Annotated in this window: 15 protein-coding genes; 7 read left to right on the top strand and 8 right to left on the bottom strand. The window is 60.1% G+C overall.

Annotated features, from left to right (window positions below; all coding sequences use genetic code 11):
* Positions 1 to 25: 25 nt before the first annotated feature.
* Positions 26 to 376, bottom strand: coding sequence for a ribosome silencing factor (gene rsfS / locus ACESTR_RS13700; RefSeq protein WP_009598690.1), 351 nt, complete (start codon positions 374 to 376; stop codon positions 26 to 28).
* 538 nt (positions 377 to 914) lie between these two features.
* Positions 915 to 1,814, bottom strand: coding sequence for a hydrogen peroxide-inducible genes activator (locus tag ACESTR_RS13695; RefSeq protein WP_009598692.1), 900 nt, complete (start codon positions 1,812 to 1,814; stop codon positions 915 to 917).
* Between the two features lie 312 nt (positions 1,815 to 2,126).
* Here ACESTR_RS13695 and trpS point away from each other — a divergent pair, with 312 nt between their 5' ends.
* From trpS to ACESTR_RS13680, 3 genes are all read left to right on the top strand, one after another.
* Positions 2,127 to 3,251, top strand: coding sequence for a tryptophan--tRNA ligase (gene trpS, locus ACESTR_RS13690; RefSeq protein ID WP_130062832.1), 1,125 nt, complete (start codon positions 2,127 to 2,129; stop codon positions 3,249 to 3,251).
* Positions 3,252 to 3,281: 30 nt separating this feature from the next.
* Positions 3,282 to 5,063 (top strand): chloride channel protein, encoded by a 1,782-nt coding sequence (locus ACESTR_RS13685; protein ID WP_014776013.1) that lies wholly within the window; start codon positions 3,282 to 3,284, stop codon positions 5,061 to 5,063.
* A gap of 79 nt (positions 5,064 to 5,142) precedes the next feature.
* Complete coding sequence (locus ACESTR_RS13680; RefSeq protein ID WP_014776012.1) at positions 5,143 to 5,487, top strand: hypothetical protein; 345 nt, start codon at positions 5,143 to 5,145, stop codon at positions 5,485 to 5,487.
* A 37-nt stretch (positions 5,488 to 5,524) separates the two neighbouring features.
* Here ACESTR_RS13680 and ACESTR_RS13675 read toward each other — a convergent pair whose 3' ends face one another.
* The 6 genes from ACESTR_RS13675 to lon all read right to left on the bottom strand — a co-directional run bounded on the left by ACESTR_RS13675 (position 5,525) and on the right by lon (position 12,898).
* Complete coding sequence (locus tag ACESTR_RS13675) at positions 5,525 to 7,522, bottom strand: glycoside hydrolase family 97 protein (protein WP_195559885.1); 1,998 nt, start codon at positions 7,520 to 7,522, stop codon at positions 5,525 to 5,527.
* Between the two features lie 27 nt (positions 7,523 to 7,549).
* The gene (locus ACESTR_RS13670) at positions 7,550 to 7,834 is read right to left on the bottom strand and encodes a YciI family protein (RefSeq protein ID WP_009598702.1); all 285 of its coding nucleotides are present in this window, start codon (positions 7,832 to 7,834) and stop codon (positions 7,550 to 7,552) included.
* 3 nt (positions 7,835 to 7,837) lie between these two features.
* Positions 7,838 to 8,803, bottom strand: a complete 966-nt coding sequence (locus ACESTR_RS13665) for an SIS domain-containing protein (protein ID WP_009598708.1) — start codon at positions 8,801 to 8,803, stop codon at positions 7,838 to 7,840.
* A complete protein-coding gene (gene kdsA, locus ACESTR_RS13660; protein WP_130062828.1) occupies positions 8,803 to 9,555 on the bottom strand; it encodes a 3-deoxy-8-phosphooctulonate synthase in 753 nt (250 codons plus the stop codon). Before kdsA ends, ACESTR_RS13665 begins: the two co-directional genes overlap by 1 nt.
* 78 nt (positions 9,556 to 9,633) lie before the next feature.
* A complete protein-coding gene (gene kdsB / locus ACESTR_RS13655; protein WP_130062827.1) occupies positions 9,634 to 10,389 on the bottom strand; it encodes a 3-deoxy-manno-octulosonate cytidylyltransferase in 756 nt (251 codons plus the stop codon).
* Between the two features lie 79 nt (positions 10,390 to 10,468).
* On the bottom strand, positions 10,469 to 12,898 hold the full coding sequence (lon, locus tag ACESTR_RS13650; RefSeq protein WP_302574608.1) for an endopeptidase La: 2,430 nt from the start codon (positions 12,896 to 12,898) through the stop codon (positions 10,469 to 10,471).
* Positions 12,899 to 13,015: 117 nt separating this feature from the next.
* Between lon and ACESTR_RS13645 the strand changes: the two genes are divergently transcribed.
* The 4 genes from ACESTR_RS13645 (at position 13,016) to ACESTR_RS13630 (ending at position 18,660) form a co-directional block, all read left to right on the top strand.
* The gene (locus ACESTR_RS13645) at positions 13,016 to 15,643 is read left to right on the top strand and encodes a valine--tRNA ligase (protein WP_130062825.1); all 2,628 of its coding nucleotides are present in this window, start codon (positions 13,016 to 13,018) and stop codon (positions 15,641 to 15,643) included.
* A gap of 6 nt (positions 15,644 to 15,649) precedes the next feature.
* Positions 15,650 to 16,114 carry a ribonuclease HI gene (gene rnhA, locus ACESTR_RS13640; protein WP_009598701.1) on the top strand — a complete coding sequence of 155 codons (465 nt, stop codon included), beginning with the start codon at positions 15,650 to 15,652 and terminating at the stop codon, positions 16,112 to 16,114.
* Positions 16,115 to 16,254: 140 nt separating this feature from the next.
* Positions 16,255 to 18,084: an ABC transporter ATP-binding protein gene (locus ACESTR_RS13635; RefSeq protein WP_130062823.1), complete on the top strand. Its 1,830-nt coding sequence runs from the start codon at positions 16,255 to 16,257 to the stop codon at positions 18,082 to 18,084.
* Positions 18,085 to 18,102: 18 nt separating this feature from the next.
* A complete protein-coding gene (locus ACESTR_RS13630) occupies positions 18,103 to 18,660 on the top strand; it encodes a sugar O-acetyltransferase (protein WP_278713693.1) in 558 nt (185 codons plus the stop codon).
* Positions 18,661 to 18,667 lie beyond the last annotated feature (7 nt).

The following is an 18,667-nucleotide window of genomic DNA, read 5'->3' as shown; positions in this document are numbered from 1 at the left end:
TGCGTTGTTGTGCCATACTAAAAAATTACTCTTCGTATTCGTATTTGGTCATGGGTGCGTCGGCCCACAACTCTTCGAGTTTGTAGAAACTGCGCAGTTCGGTCTGGAAAATATGCACCACGACGTCCACGTAGTCCATGGCGACCCATACGCCGTTCTGCTGGCCTTCGATGCGCCAGACCTTCTCGCCCAGCGTTTCGAGCACCTTCTCTTCGATGCTCGCGGCGATGGCGCATACCTGCGTCGTGGAATCGGCGTTGCACACGATGAACCGGGAGCATATGGCTCCGTCGAAACCTGAGAGGTCCAACGATACAATATCCTTACCTTTTTTATCTTCAATCGCACTTACGATAGTTTCGATCAGTTTATCCATAAATCTTCAATAGGTGTCTATAACCTTGCAAAGGTACGAAAATAGAATGAGATTTGAAAATTAAGAGCTACAAAAAAGCGGACGGGCGACCCGACCGGAATCGCCGCAAAGCAGGGAAAGGCCGCAAGAGACCCGCAGCAGGGGCAGAATCCCCGTCAGACCGTCCGCGGAATTCTGCGGTGGCGGCCGCCATCCGCAAACCGGAACGGCGACACGACGCAGACAGCGGATTACAATGCGACGCAAATCGGAGCGGCGACACGGCACAAACGGGGACGGCAACCGATGCAGGCCGAGGATGACGACACGGCACAGGGCGGAACAGCGGCACGGCACAAGGCGAGAGCGGCGACACGGCACAAACGGGGACGGCGACCGATGCAGACTGAGGATGACGACGCGGCATAGGGCGGAACAGCGGCGCGGCACAGACCGGAGCAGCAACGCGCCACAGACCGGAACGAAAAGACAGGATCCGAAAAACAAAACGCGCCCGGCAGAAAAAACCGCCGGGCGCATTCATTTCGTGAAAAGCACGTCAGTTCCCGACCTCCGGGGCATTGGCCATAATCGTATCGGTCAGGGCCTTGATGATCGAACTTTTGACATAGGTCCGGCGCACGGCGACCGCGATCTTGCGCGACGTGGCGCCTTTGGCCAGCATCTTCAGCCGGTCGCGGTGATCCGCGGGAATGTATTCGACAGCCATTTCGGGAATGATCGTAAGACACGACGTGCAGTCCACGATGCGCATGAGCGTATCGAGCGAACCCGATTCGAACGAGTAGTGCGACGGCATGTCGCGCTTGGCCTGACAGAGTTCGATGATCTGGTCGCGCATACAGTTTCCTGCGCTCAGAATCACCAGATCGCGCAGGTCGATGTCCTCGATGCGGATGTTTGAGCGCTCATAAAGGGCGTTTTCGGGCGAAACGTATGCGAAGAAACGGTCGTTGAAGAGTTCCTGCTCCAGAATCCCCTCGCCGCAGGTGCCGCTGGCCACCAGCGCCGCGTCGATACGGTCGCGCTTGAGGGCCTCGACGATGTCGGAAGTGATCATCTCGGAGATCTCCAGTTCGACTTTGGGATAATCGCGCACGAAAGCGGGGATGAATTTGTGCAGCAGGTACGGAGCAATGGTCGGGATGACGCCCAGCCGGAGTTTACCCGACGTCTCGCCCTTGAGTTCGGCCACCGATTCGCGGATGTTGTTATAGGCCCGCAGCGTTTCGCGGGCACGCTCCAGCACCACGTCGCCCGCTTCGGTCGGGATCACGGGCTTCTTCGAACGGTCGAGCAGCACCACGCCCAGCTCCTCTTCGAGGGCTTTGACCTGCATGCTCAGCGAGGGCTGGGTCACGAAACAATGTTCGGCGGCCAGCGAAAAACTGCCGCAGTTGGCTACGGCCAACAGGTATTCAAGCTGAATTATAGTCATAGTAGACAATTATTCCGACGAGCAAAAATATAAAAAAAATCTATAAACAACAACTTTATTAGGTCGCCCGCGCGCTTTTTCGTATGTTTGTCCACAAAATACCGAAAAAACGAGAGCCGGCACTGATTTTCACCGCAGTTTCAGTGCCGCGGGGAAGCCGGAACTCCCGGCAGAAAGGGAGTTTGGGCAGGATTCCGGATGTGGAACCGGCATCGAGGATGCCGTAATGCGAGCTTGGCGAATTCCGCATCTCTGGAGCTGCCCCGAAGCCATAGATAACTTAAATTCGTCAAGCGGAGGATTAATCGTTTTATGGGAAAAATCATTCTTACCGGCGACCGTCCGACGGGCCGGCTTCATCTGGGACACTACGTGGGTTCGCTGCGCCGCCGCGTCGAACTGCAGGAGTCGGGCGAGTTCGAACGCATCTTCATCATGATCGCCGACGCGCAGGCGCTGACCGACAACGCCGACAACCCCGAAAAGGTGCGCCAGAACATCATCGAAGTCGCCCTCGACTACCTTTCGGTCGGTCTCGACCCGAACAAATCGACGCTTTTCATCCAGTCGCAGATTCCCGAACTGTGCGAACTGGCGTTCTACTATATGAACCTCGTCACGGTACAGCGCCTGCAGCGCAACCCGACCGTGAAGGCCGAAATCCAGCTGCGCGGCTTTGCCGAGAACAACACGGAGGGCGACACCCAGCAGCGTCAGGGCATTCCCGTCGGATTCTTCACCTACCCGATCAGTCAGGCGGCGGACATCACGGCTTTCAAGGCCACGACCGTACCCGCGGGCGAGGATCAGGAGCCGATGATCGAGCAGACGCGCGAAATCGTCCACAAATTCAACACGGTATACGGCCCCGCGCTGGTCGAACCGGAGATTCTGCTGCCCGAAAACGCGGTCTGCATGCGGCTGCCGGGAACCGACGGCAAAGCCAAGATGTCGAAGTCGCTCTGCAACTGCATCTACCTGTCGGACAGCGCCGATGAGATCAAGAAGAAGGTCATGGGCATGTATACCGATCCCGACCACCTGCGCGTGGAGGATCCGGGCAAGGTGGAGGGCAACATGGTATTCACCTACCTCGACGCCTTCAGCCGTCCCGAACACTTCCCGAAATACCTGCCCGACTACCCTTCGCTGGAGGAGCTGAAAGCCCACTACCGCCGCGGAGGCTTGGGCGACGTGAAGGTCAAGAAGTTCCTGATCGCGGTGTTGAACGAGATGCTGGAGCCGTTCCGCGAGCGCCGCAAATATTACGAGGGACGCATCGGCGAGGTGTACGAAATCCTCCGCGCGGGGTCGGAAGCGGCCCGCGAAGTCGCCGCCGAAACGCTCGCCGACGTGAAACGCGCCATGAAGATCGACTACTTCGACGACAAGGAGCTGATCGCAAGTCAGGCCGAACATTTCGCACACAAGGAATAAAACAGCAACAGCAATAAAACCGCGACGGATTTGAACTTACGCGCCGACCACATCTACCGCACGTTCCTCCGCCTTACGAGGCGGCTGAGCAACAGCCAGATCATGATGCTTCTAGCCGTGGTCGTCGGCGTGCTCGCCGGAGTGGGCACCTATCTGTTCGAGATGCTGCTGTACGGCATCAAATACGGACTGACCAACTGGTTTCCGGTGGACAGCGCCCACATCCTGTTCCTGATCTACCCCGCCGTCGGCATCATTCTGGCGACGCTGTTCGTCAAATACATCGTCCGGGACAATATTTCGGAGGGCGTCACGCGCGTGCTCTACGCCATGTCGAGCCGCAATTCGCGCATCGCGGGCCACAACTGCTGGACCTCGATCGTCGGCGGCGCCACGACCATCGGATTCGGCGGTTCGGTGGGACCTGAGGCCCCCATCGTGCTGACGGGAGCCGCCATCGGCTCGAATGTCGGACGGATCGCGCGGCTCAACTACAAGCACACCACGCTGCTGCTCTGCTGCGGCGCCGGCGCGGCGCTGGCCGCCATTTTCAAGGCTCCGATCACGGGCGTGGTGTTCGTGCTGGAAATCCTGATGCTCGACATCACCGCAGGATCGGTCATTCCGCTGCTCATCGCCTCGATCACGGCCACGACGATGGCCTTCATGCTGCGGGGCTTCGACCCGATTCTGGCCGTGACGCTGGCACCCGCAGATGCGTTCGAACTCTGGCAGATACCGCTCTTCATCCTGCTGGGCGTATGCTGCGGACTGATGTCGTGGTATTTCACCTCGACGAACCTGCGCGTGAGCACGCTTTTCAAGAAGATCGACAAGCAGTACAAGAAGTGGATCGTCGGGGGCACCGTGCTCGGAGTCCTGATCTTCATTTTCCCGCCGCTCTACGGCGAGGGTTACGAAGGATTCACCTCGCTGATGCACGGACAGGCAGAAAAACTCTTCGACAATTCGCTCTTCTACCGTTTCAGCGACATCGACTGGGTTGTCATACTCTTCGTCATCGCCACGATGTTCTTCAAGGTCATCGCCATGGCTTCGACCAACGCCGCGGGCGGCGTGGGCGGAACATTCGCCCCGTCGCTGTTCGTGGGCGCATTCACGGGCGCGTCGATAGCCCTGCTGTGCAGCGCCTTCTTCGACTGGGACGTGTCGATCGTCTCGTTCACGCTGGTCGGCATGGCGGGCGTCATGTCGGGCGTGATGAAGGCGCCGCTGACTTCGATCTTCCTGATCGCCGAACTCTCGAACGGTTACGGGCTGTTCATTCCGCTGATGATCACCGCCTGCATCTCGTTCGCCGTGGACTACTACCTCGATCCGGATTCGATCTACACCAAGCAGCTGCGCCTGCGCGGGGAGCTGCTGACCCACGACAAGGACCAGTCGGTCTTCGTCTTCCTGAAACTCGACGAACTGATGGAGACCGATTTCCTGCGCATCAGGGAGAACTTCACGCTGGGCGACATCGTACACATCATTTCGACGGCGCGCCGCAACATCTTCCCCGTGATCGACAACTTCGGGCATCTGCTCGGCATCATCCAGCTGGACGACCTGCGCGAAGACATGTTCAAACGCGAGAAATACGGCCATCCGATTTCGGACTACATGATTCAGCCGCCCGACAAGATTCTGGAGCATGAAGCCATCCAGAGCGTCGTCCAGAAGTTCGAGGACAAACATACGTGGATGCTGCCCGTCGTGGACAAACAGAACCGCTACATGGGCTTCATCTCCAAATCCCGCATCCTGAACGCCTACCGCGAACAGCTGGTCAAGATACAGCAGTGACCCTCGGCCCGCGCAGATGCAGCCGTCCTCTTTCCGCAAGGAGAGGGGCTCTCTTCCCACCGACACAAAACGAACAGCCATGACGACAGAAAATCCTTTCCCTTGGGCCGACGGCATGAACTGCGCCGTCACGGTCTGCGACACCGAAGGCGTGATCCTTTACATGAACGAGAAAGCCCGTGCGACCTATATCCGGCACGGCAATCTGATCGGCAGCAATCTTTTCGGCTGCCACAACGAACGTTCGCGCGAAATCATCCGCCGCCTGACGGCCGAGGGCGGTTCGAACGCCTACACCATCGAGAAACAGGGAGTCCGCAAGATGATCTATCAGACGGCTTGGCGGACCGGGGACAAGGTAGGCGGTCTGGTGGAGATTTCGATGGAAATACCCGCCGAGATGCCGCATTACATCCGGGGCTGAGGGCTTCGGGGCCGAGAGTTCCCGACGACTTGCGCCGCTACATCGCGGGCATGAAGCTCACGGCCTGCCCGCCGCCCGGAGCCATCGCCACTTCGAGCGTATCGGCGGCCGAGACTTCGCGTTCCGAAATGGTATAGGAAGTGGGATTCGTCTTCCAATCGGCATCGGGACCGTCGGCGTAGATCGTCGCGCGGTATTTCGTGCCGGGTTTCAGGAAGTCGAGCGGCAGCGACAGCGTGCGGGGCTGTTCGTCGGTCGCCGCACCCAGAAAATAATTCTCCCCCGCGCGGCGCACCACGGCGACGAATTCGCCCGGTTCGCCCGCCAGCGCGCGCGACCAGTCGCAGTCCGCATCGAAGTCGCGGAAGAACCGGAAGGCGGGATGCCCCTCGTAATTTTCGATCAGGTCCGAAGCCATCTGCACGGGCGAATAGATGATCACCCACTCGGCGATCTGCTTGGCAAGGGTCGTATTCACGCGCATATCGACCTCAGGACCGCAGTTCCAGAGTTTGCGGCGCGGCGAGTTGCGCGTATTTTCATAGAGAATGTCGAACGTGCCGGGCGTGAAGTCCATCGGCCCGGCGAGCAGGCGCGTGAAAGGAAGCGTCACTTCGTGCGACGGCGGATTGCCCGCGCTCCAAGCGTCCCACTCCTTGCCGCGCGCACCTTCGCGCGACATCATGTTGGGCCACGTGCGACGGATGCCGCAGTCCTTGATCGGTTCGTGCGCATTGACCGTCATCCGGTATTTCGCGGCCGTCTCGACCACGTGCTGGTAATGGCGCACCATGTACTGCCCGTGATGGTTGTTGCCGCCGGAGATACCGCCGGCATAGCCCGTTTTGAGGTTGTGTATTCCCAAATCGGCGTACCATTTGACGGCGCGCTCCAGCTGGCGTTCGTAATCGGGAATGTTGCCGCCCGTTTCGTGATGGCCGATGATCTCGATCCCGCGTTCGCGAGCGTAACGCACGATCTCTGCAATGTCGAAGTCGGCATAGGGCTTCGTGAAGTCGAACGACTGGCTGCCGCCCCAGTTCTCCCAGCCTTCGTTCCAGCCCTCGAACAGCACTCCCTGAATATTGTTAGCCGCCGCGAAGTCGATATAGCGTTTGGCGTTTTCGGTCGTCGCGCCGTGGCGGTCGTCCATCGCCCACGTCTCGACGCCGAGGTGCATGCCCCACCACACGCCGACGTACTTCATCGGACGGATCCAGCTCGTATCCCCGATCTTCGAAGGTTCGTTCAGATTGAGAATCAGCGACGAATTGATCAGCCCCACGGCATCGGGCGCCAGCTGCACGGTGCGCCACGCGGTCGTAAATTTATTGCCGACATGCGCTTTCGTGCCGTCGGGCAAAGGCGCGAGATCCGATTTGAACGCAAGTCCGTCCGTCTTGCGAAGCGTCATTTCGGGAAAGTCGTACAAGGCCGCTTCGTGGATACTGCCGTAGAGGCCGCCGACCTTGAACGTCGCGGGGGTATTGGCGTCGGCCAGTTCGCTCAGCGGAAGTTTGCGGTAAAGCAGTTCGTAGGTGTCGAAGCTGGCGGGAATGGTCCACGAATCGCCGTCGGCGGCGAAACGGAATTCGGTCAGTTCGTCCGTCACACGGAGCGAATCCGCCCCGCACGCTTCGTATTCGTAGCGGAATCCCAGCCCGTCGTCGAATACCCGGAAGCGCAGCGTCAGCCGCACGCCGCCGCCGTTGCACAGCCGCACGGCCATTTCGTTGTAACGGCTGCGGTTCTCCTTGTTCTCGCCCCACGGCTGGGTCCACGTCTCATCGACGCTCGTGCGCGACACATGCTCGACGGCGAAACCACCGCCGAGATCGGCCTCGGCGGCTTCGAATCCCAGTCGGGAAGGTTCGAACAGCCGGACACCGCCGTCCGTAACCGAATAGGTCATGCGTCCGGCGGAGTCTACGGCGAACGCCAGACGGATCGTGCCGTCGGGGGAGGTAACCCCGGTATTTTGCGAACAGGCTCCGCACAAGGCCAGCGCGGCAAGAGAGAAGAGGAAGGATTTCATATCGGTCGGGTTAAGCAAACGGTTAAATCAAAGGAAAGCTTCGAATCCGGGCAGGCGTTTGACGGGCGAGAATTCGATGATCTCGTAATCGGCGACGCCGTGGATGCGGAACGGGTCCTCCGCCGTCAGGGTCTCGACCGCAGCACGGTCCGCGGCGCGGCAGAGAATGACGCCGCCCGTCCGGGGATTCTGCGGCCCCGAACAGAGAAACGTCCCTGCGGCATACTGACGGTCGAGGTATTCGCGGTGCGCCGCGAGGTGCCGTTCGACCTCCGCAAGCGGCAGTTTGTAAGTCAGCAGTACGATGAACACCCGCTACAGTTTTATGTCGTAAATCTGGATCACGCCCTGCAATTTGCCGGCTTCGTCGGTCACGAGCAGCGAGGTGACCTTGTTGCGGGTCATCATCTTCTCGGCTTCGATCAGCTTCCGGTCGGCAGAGATCGTCTTCGGATTCGGCGTGGCGATATCGGCGGCCTTGATGTTGAAGAACTCGGCGCGGCGGCGCTCCATGGCGCGGCGCACGTCGCCATCGGTCACGATACCCTCGATGCGGTCGCCGTCGCAGATGATGATGAGTCCCAATCCGCCCTTGCTGATGGCGTGGATCATGTCCGTCGCCGAGCAGTCGGGCGCCACGACCGGAAGATCATGCGAACGCATCACGTTGCCGACGGTCATCAGCAGGCGGCGTCCGAGGCTTCCGCCCGGATGCAGGCGTGCGAAATCGACGCTCGTAAAGCCCCGCATCTGCATCAGCGACACGGCCAGCGCGTCGCCCATGGCGATCTGCGCCGTGGTCGAGGTCGTCGGCGCGAGGTGCAGGATGCAGGCTTCCTCTTCGACGCTCACGTCGAGGTGCACGTCGGAGTTCTTGGCCAGCGCGGATTCGGGATTGCCGGTCATCGAGATCAGCTTGTTGCCGTTGGAGTGGATGAAAGGCACGATTTTCAGGATTTCGTCGGTCTCGCCCGAATAGGAGAGCGCCAGCACGACATCCTCTTTCGAGATCATGCCCAGATCGCCGTGAAAGGCTTCGCCGGGATGCAGGAAGAAGCTGGGCGTACCGGTCGAGGCGAGCGTCGCGGCGATCTTGCGCCCCACCAGCCCCGACTTGCCCATGCCCGTAACGATACATTTGCCCTGACCCGAAAGGATCATTTCGACGGCGTCGGCGAAGTTATCGCCCAACGTCTCCTTCATGCGCTTGAGCGCCAGCAGTTCGGTGTTGATCGCCTTGCGGGCCAGATCGAGAATCTGGGCTTTCGTGGTATCGGTCATTATAGCAGAGTTTTAATGAGGTTTTCCAGTTCGTCGAGCTGCAGCATGTTCGGGCCGTCGCTCTTGGCATGGTCCGGGTCGGGATGCACTTCGAAGAAGAAGCCGTTGGCGCCGAAGGCTTTGGCGGCCTGCGCCATGGCGGGTACGAATTCGCGGTTGCCACCCGTCTTGCCGCCTGCGGCGCCGGGACGCTGCACCGAATGGGTGCAGTCCATCACCACAGTCGGAGCGATGCGCAGCATGTCCGCAATATTGCGGAAATCGACGACGAGGTTGTTGTAGCCGTAAATATTGCCGCGCTCGGTGAGCCATATCTCCGAAGCGCCCGCATCGCGGGCCTTTTCGTAGGGATAGAGCATGTCGGCGCCCGACAGGAACTGCGCCTTCTTGATATTCACCGTCCTGCCCGTCTTCGCGGCAGCGACCAGCAGGTCGGTCTGGCGGCAGAGGAACGCGGGAATCTGGATCACGTCGACCACTTCGCCCACGGGCGCGGCCTGCCACGATTCATGGATGTCGGTCAGCAGCTTCAGCCCCCACTTCGCACGCACGTCGGCGAGCATCCGAAGCCCCTTTTCGAGTCCGGGGCCGCGGAACGACGAGATCGAGGTGCGGTTGGCCTTGTCGAACGACGCCTTGAAGATGATGTCCGCGCCGAGTCTTTCGTTGATCGCCACAAGACGCTGCGCCACGGTGTCAAGCAGTTCGGCAGACTCGATGACGCACGGTCCGGCGATAAATTTGATCTTCATAAGATTCGATTATGAGTTAAGAACAAAGGCCGGGGAAGCCGCCGCCCGCCAAGCAGCCGGGCTTCGACTCCCGACTTTTCATTTTCCATGCCTGATCAGGAAGGCTTCGGCCTTCTCCAGATCTTCGGGCGTGTCGATGCCGATGGTCTCGGCATCGGTAACGCCCACGCCGATCTTATAGCCGTTCTCCAGCCAGCGGAGCTGTTCGAGCGACTCGGCCTTTTCGAGCGCGGACTGCGGCAGGGCCGTAACCGCGCGCAGGACCTCCGTGCGGAACGCATAGAGACCGATATGCTTGTAGAACGTATGGCGCGCCAGCCACTCCGACCGTTCGACGCCCCGCAGGTAGGGGATCACCGAACGCGAGAAATAGAGGGCGCGCGACTGCGCGTCGAGCACCACTTTCGGAGAGTTGGGATTTTCAAGGGCTTCGAGACCGTCCGTCGCGGCGAAAGGCCTGACCAGCGTGGCGATGTCGGTCGCCGGATCGTCGAAGCAGCGTTTCACGGCTTCCAGCTGCGAGGCCCGGACAAAAGGTTCGTCGCCCTGCACGTTGACCACCACGTCGTAGGTCTTGCCCTGTTTGAGATAGGCTTCCCAGCAACGGTCGGTGCCGCTTTTGTGGTCCGGCGAGGTCATCTCGGCCCGGCCGCCGAAAGCGAGCACGGCGTCGTAGATACGCTCGTCGTCGGTGGCGACCACGGCGTCGTCCAACACGCCCTCCACCTGCTCGTAGACGCGCCGAATGACGGGCTTGCCGCCCAGCATCGCCAGCGGTTTGCCCGGAAAGCGCGTCGAGGCGTAACGCGCCGGTATGATTGCGATAAATTTCATCGTCTCGGTTATTTAGCCATAAAAATAAAAAGTAAAAGGTGAAAATCAAAACTTTTCACCTTTTACTTGCATCTTCGCTTCAGACGAGCGCCAGTTTCAGCACTTCGTCGTTGGTCTTCACGTAATGGAACGTCAGCCCTTCGACGTATTCGGGTTTGATCTCGGCGATGTCCTTGCGGTTCTCCTCCGAAAGGATCAGTTCGGTGATGCCGGCGCGCTTGGCCGCCAGAATCTTCTCCCTGACGCCGCCCACGGGCATCACGCGGCCCCGGAGGGTCGTTTCGCCCGTCATGGCGATACGCTCCCGCACCTTGCGCCCGGTATAGGTCGAGACGATCGAGGTCACCATCGTGATACCGGCCGAGGGCCCGTCTTTCGGAATCGCCCCCTCCGGCACGTGGATATTGATGTCGTTCTTCTCGAACGCCGAAGCGTCGATTCCCAGCTCCGCGTGGTGGGCCATCACCCACTCGTGGGCGATCGTCGCCGACTCCTTCATCACCTCGCCCAGATTACCCGTCAGGCTGACTTTGCCCTTGCCGGGAGTCAGCACCGATTCGATGTAGAGGATGTCGCCGCCGACCTCGGTCCACGCAAGGCCCGTCACCACGCCCGTCATGCCGCCCACTTCGTACTCCTCGCGGAGGAACTTGGGCATGCCGAGAATCTTCTCGACGTCCTTGGCCGTGATTTCGGGCGCGAAAGCTTCGTCGAAAGCGATCTGCTTGGCGCGGGCGCGGGCGATCTTGGCCAGCAGCTTGTCGAGCGAACGAACGCCCGACTCGCGGGTATAGCCGGAGATGATGTCCTCGACGATTTGGGGCGTCATCACGAGTTCCTGCTCCTTGATGCCGTGGGCCTCGCGCTGCTTGGGCAGCAGGTGGTCCAAGGCGATGCGGATCTTCTCCTCGACCAGATAGCCCGGAATGTTGATCATCTCCATACGGTCGCGCAGGGCCGGGGCGATGTTGGCCACGTTGTTGGCCGTGGCAATGAAGAGCACCTTCGACAGGTCGTACTCCATGTCGATATAGTTGTCGTGGAAGGTGGTGTTCTGTTCCGGATCGAGCACTTCGAGCAGTGCGCTCGACGGGTCGCCGTGGTTCGAAACGGTCACCTTGTCCACCTCGTCGAGGATAATCACGGGGTTCGACGAACCGCACCGCTTGATGGTCTGGATGATCCGGCCCGGCATGGCGCCGATGTAGGTGCGGCGGTGTCCGCGAATCTCGGACTCGTCGTGCAGGCCGCCCAGCGAAATGCGGCCGAACTTGCGGCCCAGCGCCGCCGCCACCGACTTGCCCAGCGAGGTCTTGCCCACGCCCGGAGGGCCGTAGAGGCAGAGGATCGGCGACTTGAGGTCGCCCTTGAGCTTGATGACGGCCAGATGCTCCAGAATACGCTCCTTCACCTCGTCCAGACCGAAATGGTCGCGGTCGAGCTGTTCACGGGCGCACTTGAGGTCGAGGTTGTCCTTGGTCGTGTCGTTCCACGGCAGTTCGAGCAGCAGCTGCAAATAGGTCATCTGCACCGAATACTCGGCTACGGCGGGGTTCAGCCGCTCGACTTTCTGCAGCTCCTTCTCGAAGGTCTCGCCGACCTCCTTGGGCCAGTTCTTCTTCTTGGCCTCCTCGCGCATCTTCTCGATGTCGGCGTCGGCGCCGTCGCCCAGCTCGTCCTGAATCGTGCGCATCTGCTGCTGGAGGTAGTAGTCGCGCTGCTGCTTGTCGATCTCCTGCTTCACGCGCTCCTGAATCTGGTTTTTCAACTCGGCCAGCTGCTGCTCGCGGATCAGTATTTCGAGCAGCTTGCGGGCGCGGGCCAGCAGGCCGGGGGCTTCCAGCAGCGACTGGCGGTCCTCGTCCGTCAGCTCCATGTTCGAGCAGATGAAGTTGATGATGCCGCGCTTGGAGTCGATGTTCTTAATGGCGAACGCCGCCTCCTTGGGCATCGACGGCGAGACGTTGATGATATTGAGCGCCACGTCGCGGATCGAGTCCATGAGGGCTTCGAACTCGACGCTCTTCAGATCGGGCGTGGTATCGCGCAGTGCGGTGACACGGGCCCGGAAGTAGGGTTCGGTAGTAATGTATTCGCGGATCTCGACCTTCTCCAAGCCGTTCAGGATCACCGTGAGGTTGCCGTTGGGCATTTCGAGAATCTTGATGATGCGCGCCGCGGTACCGACCTTGTACATGTCGTCCGGCGCGGGGTCTTCGACGTCGCTTTCGCGCTGCAGCACGGCGCCCAGAATACCGCCTTCGGCATTCACGGCGCGCACCAGACTGATGCTCTTGTCGCGGCCCACCGTAATGGGGGTGATGGCGCCGGGAAAGAGCACGGAGCTGCGCAGCGTGAGAATCGGAATGATCTCAGGAACCTCCACCTCTTCGACGACTTCGTCACCGCCCGTCACGATGGGGATCACGCGGTGATTGCCGTCGAGCAGATCGGGAAGCAGGTTCACGTCTTCGACTTCGATTGTTTCGAATTTATCTTTTTTACTCATAGCTTACAAATATATAATGTCGCAAAGGTAACGATTTTTTCGTCATATTTATTTCATCTTTGACAGAATGTTAATAACTTTGCAGGTCAAATAACGAAGTAAAACAATTTCATCCCTATGCAAATCGCAGACAAATACTCGCCGCAGGAGATCGAGTCGAAATGGTACGACTACTGGATCGAAAAACGCTTGTTTCACTCGGAACCCGATCAGCGCGAACCCTATACGATCGTAATTCCGCCCCCCAACGTAACGGGCATGCTCCACATGGGTCACATGCTCAACAACACGCTGCAGGACGTGCTGGTGCGCCGCGCCCGCATGTCGGGCAAGAACGCATGCTGGGTGCCGGGCATGGACCACGCGTCGATCGCCACCGAGGCCAAGGTCGTGGCGATGCTGCACGAAAAGGGCATCGAAAAATCGTCGCTCTCGCGTGAAAAGTTCCTCGAATACGCTTGGGAATGGAAGGAGAAGTACGGCGGCATGATCCTCAAGCAACTGCGCAAGCTGGGCGCCTCGTGCGACTGGGAGCGGACCTGCTTCACGATGGACGGGCCGCGCACCGAGAGCGTCATCAAAGTCTTCTGCGACCTGTTCGAAAAGGGCAGGATTTACCGCGGCGTACGCATGGTGAACTGGGACCCCGCGGCGAAAACGGCGCTTTCGGACGAAGAGGTGGTCTTCAAGGAGTCGCACGGCAAACTCTACTACCTGCGCTACAAGATCGAAGGCACGGACAAGGCGATCATCGTCGCCACGACGCGCCCCGAAACCATTCTGGGCGACACGGCGCTGTGCGTCAACCCTAACGACCCGCGCTACGCCTCCCTGCCGGCCGATGCGCGCGTCATCGTGCCGCTGGTGAACCGTTCGATCCCGGTGATCCGCGACGAATACGTCGATATCGAGTTCGGTACGGGCGCGCTGAAGGTCACCCCGGCGCACGACGTGAACGACTACATGCTTGGCGAAAAATACGGTCTCGAAACGATCGACATCTTCAATGACGACGGCACGATCAACGACAAGGTCGGCATGTACGTCGGCATGGACCGTTTCGACGTCCGCAAACAGATCGAGAAGGACCTCGCCGCGGCGGACCTGCTCGAAAAGACCGAGGAGTACACCAACAACGTGGGATACTCGGAGCGCACGGGCGTGGCCATCGAACCGAAGCTCTCGATGCAGTGGTTCCTCTCGATGGAGGAGCTGGCCCGGCCCGCGACCAAAGCCGTCATGGAGGATGCGATCCGCTTCGTGCCCGAAAAATACAAGAACACCTACCGTCACTGGATGGAAAATATCAAGGACTGGTGCATCTCGCGCCAGTTGTGGTGGGGACAGCGCATTCCGGCCTACTACCTGCCCAAGGGCGGGTACGTCGTGGCCCCGACGGCCGAAGAGGCGCTCGCAAAGGCGCGTGCGAAGACCGGCGACGACTCGCTGCAGCCGAGCGACCTGCGTCAGGACGAGGACGTGCTGGACACTTGGTTCTCGTCGTGGCTCTGGCCGATTTCGGTCTTCGACGGCATCCGCAATCCGGACAATCAGGAAATAAGCTACTACTACCCCACCAACGATCTGGTGACAGGTCCCGACATCATCTTCTTCTGGGTGGCCCGCATGATCATGGCGGGTTACGAATACCGCGGCGAAAAGCCTTTCGGCAACGTATACTTCACGGGCATCGTCCGCGACAAGATCGGCCGCAAGATGTCCAAGCAGCTGGGCAACTCGCCCGATCCGCTGGACCTGATCGCCAAATACGGCGCCGACGGCATGCGCATGGCGATGCTGATTTCGTCGTCGGCCGGCAACGACGTGATGTTCGACGAAGCGCTCTGCGAGCAGGGCCGCAACTTCGGCAACAAGATATGGAACGCCTACAGGCTGGTGAACGGCTGGTCGGCGGACGACAAGGCCGCGCAGGACGACAACAACCGGCTGGCGGTCGAATGGTTCCGCCAGACGCTGGGCCGCGCACTGCGCCAGATCGACGAGGACTTCAGGTCGTACCGCATTTCGGAGGCGTTCATGACGGCCTACAAGCTCTTCTGGGACGACTTCAGCGGTCTCTACCTCGAAATGGTGAAACCCGCCTACGGACAGCCCGTCGATGCGGAGACGTTCGCCGCGACGTGCGGATTCTTCGACGAACTGATGCGCGTGCTGCACCCCTTCATGCCGTTCGTGACGGAGGAGATCTGGCAGGACCTCGCGCCCCGCAAAGAGGGCGAGTCGATCTGCACGGCCCCCATGCCGCAGCCGGTCGAAGCCGACGAGCGCCTGCTGGCCCGGTTCGAGCTGGCCAAGGAGGCGATCTCCTCGGTGCGCAACATACGCAACCAGAAGAACCTGCCGCAGAAGGAAGCGCTGACGCTCAAGGTGATCGCCGACGAGAACTACCCCGCCGAATACGCTCCCGTGATGCGGAAGATGGCCAACCTGACGGCCGTCGAAACCGTGACGGAGAAAGACCCCGCGGCAGCGGCGTTCATCGTCAAGACGACCCAGTATTTCGTGCCGATGGCGGGCAAGATCGACGTCGAAGCCGAAATCGGGAAACTGACGGAGAGTCTCGCCTACTACGAGGGATTCCTCGCAAGCGTCATGAAGAAGCTCTCGAACGAGCGCTTCGTGCAGTCGGCGCCTGAAAAGGTGGTCATGAACGAGCGCGCCAAGCAGGCGGACGCAGAAGCGAAAATCGCGGCCATCAGGGAGCAGCTGGCGGCGCTGAAATAATCCGGCGTGGCACAAATCACCATATACACCGACGGCTCGGCCTTGGGGAATCCCGGACCGGGCGGTTACGGCGCGGTGCTGCTTTCGGGCCCTCACCGCAAGGAGCTTTCGCAGGGATTCCGCCTGACGACCAACAACCGCATGGAGCTGACGGCCGTCTGCGCGGCGCTCGAAGCGCTCAAGTTCGAGGGGTCGGACGTCACGGTCTATTCCGACTCGAAATACGTCGTGGACGCCGTGACGAAAGGCTGGGTGTTCGGCTGGGAGAAGAAACGGTTCGCCGGCAAGAAGAATCCCGACCTGTGGATGCGTTTCCTGCGCATATACCGACGCCACAACGTGCGGTTCGTATGGGTCAAGGGGCATGCCGATACGGTCGAGAACAACCGCTGCGACCAACTGGCCGTGGCCGCCGCCAACGACAAGGCGCATTTATCGGAAGACACTGGTTATGAACCGGAAGGGAGGTGAGCGGCAACGCCCGCCTCTTTTCCTTTTTCGGCCCTTATTTCTCCTAAACTTCGCACTTTTGACCCGCAGGGTCCGATTTTATCATTATTATTCCTATCTTTGTCCCGATTATCACATAACCTGCAAATAATCCGCCCGTAATGCTTAAAATATACATGAGGCTCTTGGGTTTCGCCCGACCCATCCAGAAGTACGCAATTCCCTATTTCTTCTACTCGCTGCTCTACGCGCTGTTCAACTCGCTCACGTTCCTGCTGATCATGCCGATCCTCAAGACGATGTTCGACGCCGACTACACGTTCGTATATGTAGAGAAACTTCCCCCGCTGGCCTTCAATCAGGAATACCTGACAGCCTTGTTCAACTTCACCTACTCGCATCTGTTCAACGAATACAACCCCGAAAACGTACTGCTCATGCTCGCCGTGGTGACCATTTTCGTGAGCCTGCTGAGCAACCTGTTCCGCTATCTGGGTTCGTGGACGGTGGAGAACATGCGCACCCGCACCCTGCAGCGCATGCGCAACGAGATGTTCTCGAAGGTGGTGGACATGCACGTCGGCTTTTTCAGCGACCAGCGCAAGGGCGACATCATTTCGAAAATCACCTCCGACGTCGGCGTGGTGCAGTTCTGCATCACCAACACCCTGCAGGTGGCTTTCCGCGAGCCGTTCCTCATCATCGGCTACACGGTGATGATGGTCGCCATATCGTGGGAGCTGGCCCTCTTCTCGGTGCTGTTTCTGCCCGTGGTGGCCCTCATCATCGGCAGCATCGTCAAACGCCTGCGCCACCCGGCCCGCACGAGCCAGCAGCGCATGGGCGAGCTGGTATCGACGCTCGACGAGTCCCTTTCGGGCATCAAGGTCATCAAGAGCTACAACGCCGTGGATTATATCAAGCAGAAGTTCTACGACCTGAACGCCGATCTGGCCCGGCTGACCCTCTCGATGGCGCGCCGCCAGCAGCTGGCTTCGCCGATGAGCGAATTCCTCGGCATCTCGGCCGTGGGCGTCATCCTCGTATTCGGCGGTTCGCTCGTATTCAAGGGGTCGCTCAGCCCCGAAGGCTTCATCGCCTTCGTCGCCATGTTCTCGCAGATCACGCGCCCCGTGCGCACCTTCATCGACCAGTTCGCCAACATCAATCAGGGCATCGCGGCCGGAGAGCGCATCTTCTCGATCATCGACGCCCAGAGCGAAATTCAGGACAAGCCCGGCGCGCTGGAGCTGAACGGCCTGAAAGACAAGATCGAATTCCGCGACATACACTTCTCCTACGACGGCAGCCGCGAGGTGATCGACGGCATTTCGTTCGACATCAAACGCGGGGAGACCGTGGCGCTCGTGGGACCGTCGGGCGGCGGCAAATCGACGCTCAGCGAGCTTGTCCCGCGTTTCTACGACGTTACGGCGGGCGACATCCTCATCGACGGCGTTTCGATCCGCGACTACACGCAGGAGAGCGTGCGCGCCCACATGAGCGTCGTATCGCAGGACACCGTGCTTTTCAACGACACCATCGAGGGCAACATCGCCATGGGCAAGGCCGGAGCTTCGCACGAGGAGATCGTCGAGGCGGCCCGAATCGCCAATGCCGACTGCTTCATCACCGAAGCGCCCGAAGGCTACCGGACCAATATCGGCGACCGCGGCGTGAAACTTTCGGGCGGCCAGCGGCAGCGTCTCTCCATCGCCCGCGCCGTGTTGAAAAACCCCGACATCCTGATTCTCGACGAAGCGACTTCGGCTCTCGACACCGAGAGCGAAAAACTCGTGCAGGACGCCCTCAACAAATTGCTGGAGGGCCGCACTTCGGTAGTCATCGCACACCGGCTGAGCACGATCCACAACGCCGACAAGATCATCGTCGTCGATCACGGACGCATCGCCGAGCAGGGCACGCACGCCGAACTGATGGCCCGCGGAGGAATCTACGCCAAACTGATCGAACTGCAGTCGTTCGAATAAAACGAATATCCCGCTCGTATGAAAAGCGAGAAAGAGAAGATGCTGGCGGGCGAATGGTTCGACCCGCGCAACGAGGAGCTGACGGCCGACCGCGACCGCGCCACGCTGCTGATGCACCGTCTCAACGCCGAATGTCCCGGCCACGACGCAGCATACCGCGCCGCTCTGCGCGAGCTCTGTCCCAATGCAGCCGGATTCATCCGCGCGCCCTTTTACTGCGATTACGGCTACAACATCCATATCGGCGAAGGCTCTTTCGTCAATTTCGACTGCGTCTTCCTCGATCTGGCTCCGATCCGTATCGGGCGCAATACGCTGATAGGGCCCAAGGTACAGCTGCTCACCCCGCACCACCCGCTGGACCCCGACCTGCGCGCGACAGGCCGCGAAGCCGGCAAGCCCATCACCATCGGCGACAACTGCTGGCTGGGCGGCGGCGTCATCGTCTGTCCGGGCGTCCGGATCGGCAACGGCGCGATAATTGGAGCGGGTTCGGTAGTTACGCGCGACATTCCCGCGAATTCGGTTGCCGTCGGCAATCCGGCCCGCGTCACCCGCACGCTTTCACACACTTAACTGCGAC

This window comes from Alistipes sp. DJF_B185 (assembly GCF_964250025.1).
Taxonomy (GTDB): domain Bacteria; phylum Bacteroidota; class Bacteroidia; order Bacteroidales; family Rikenellaceae; genus Alistipes; species Alistipes finegoldii.
The sequence above is the reverse complement of the archived record's forward strand: the minus strand, read 5'-3'. Positions and strand labels throughout refer to the sequence as shown.

Coding starts and splice junctions, on each gene's coding strand:
- ACESTR_RS13665 (WP_009598708.1), bottom strand. CDS start 8,803: ATGACCGATACCACGAAAGCCCAGATTCTCGATCTGGCCCGCAAGGCG.
- ACESTR_RS13675 (WP_195559885.1), bottom strand. CDS start 7,522: ATGAAATCCTTCCTCTTCTCTCTTGCCGCGCTGGCCTTGTGCGGAGCC.
- ACESTR_RS13695 (WP_009598692.1), bottom strand. CDS start 1,814: ATGACTATAATTCAGCTTGAATACCTGTTGGCCGTAGCCAACTGCGGC.
- trpS (WP_130062832.1), top strand. CDS start 2,127: ATGGGAAAAATCATTCTTACCGGCGACCGTCCGACGGGCCGGCTTCAT.
- kdsB (WP_130062827.1), bottom strand. CDS start 10,389: ATGAAATTTATCGCAATCATACCGGCGCGTTACGCCTCGACGCGCTTT.
- kdsA (WP_130062828.1), bottom strand. CDS start 9,555: ATGAAGATCAAATTTATCGCCGGACCGTGCGTCATCGAGTCTGCCGAA.
- ACESTR_RS13635 (WP_130062823.1), top strand. CDS start 16,255: ATGCTTAAAATATACATGAGGCTCTTGGGTTTCGCCCGACCCATCCAG.
- ACESTR_RS13680 (WP_014776012.1), top strand. CDS start 5,143: ATGACGACAGAAAATCCTTTCCCTTGGGCCGACGGCATGAACTGCGCC.
- ACESTR_RS13630 (WP_278713693.1), top strand. CDS start 18,103: ATGAAAAGCGAGAAAGAGAAGATGCTGGCGGGCGAATGGTTCGACCCG.
- lon (WP_302574608.1), bottom strand. CDS start 12,898: ATGAGTAAAAAAGATAAATTCGAAACAATCGAAGTCGAAGACGTGAAC.
- ACESTR_RS13645 (WP_130062825.1), top strand. CDS start 13,016: ATGCAAATCGCAGACAAATACTCGCCGCAGGAGATCGAGTCGAAATGG.
- rsfS (WP_009598690.1), bottom strand. CDS start 376: ATGGATAAACTGATCGAAACTATCGTAAGTGCGATTGAAGATAAAAAA.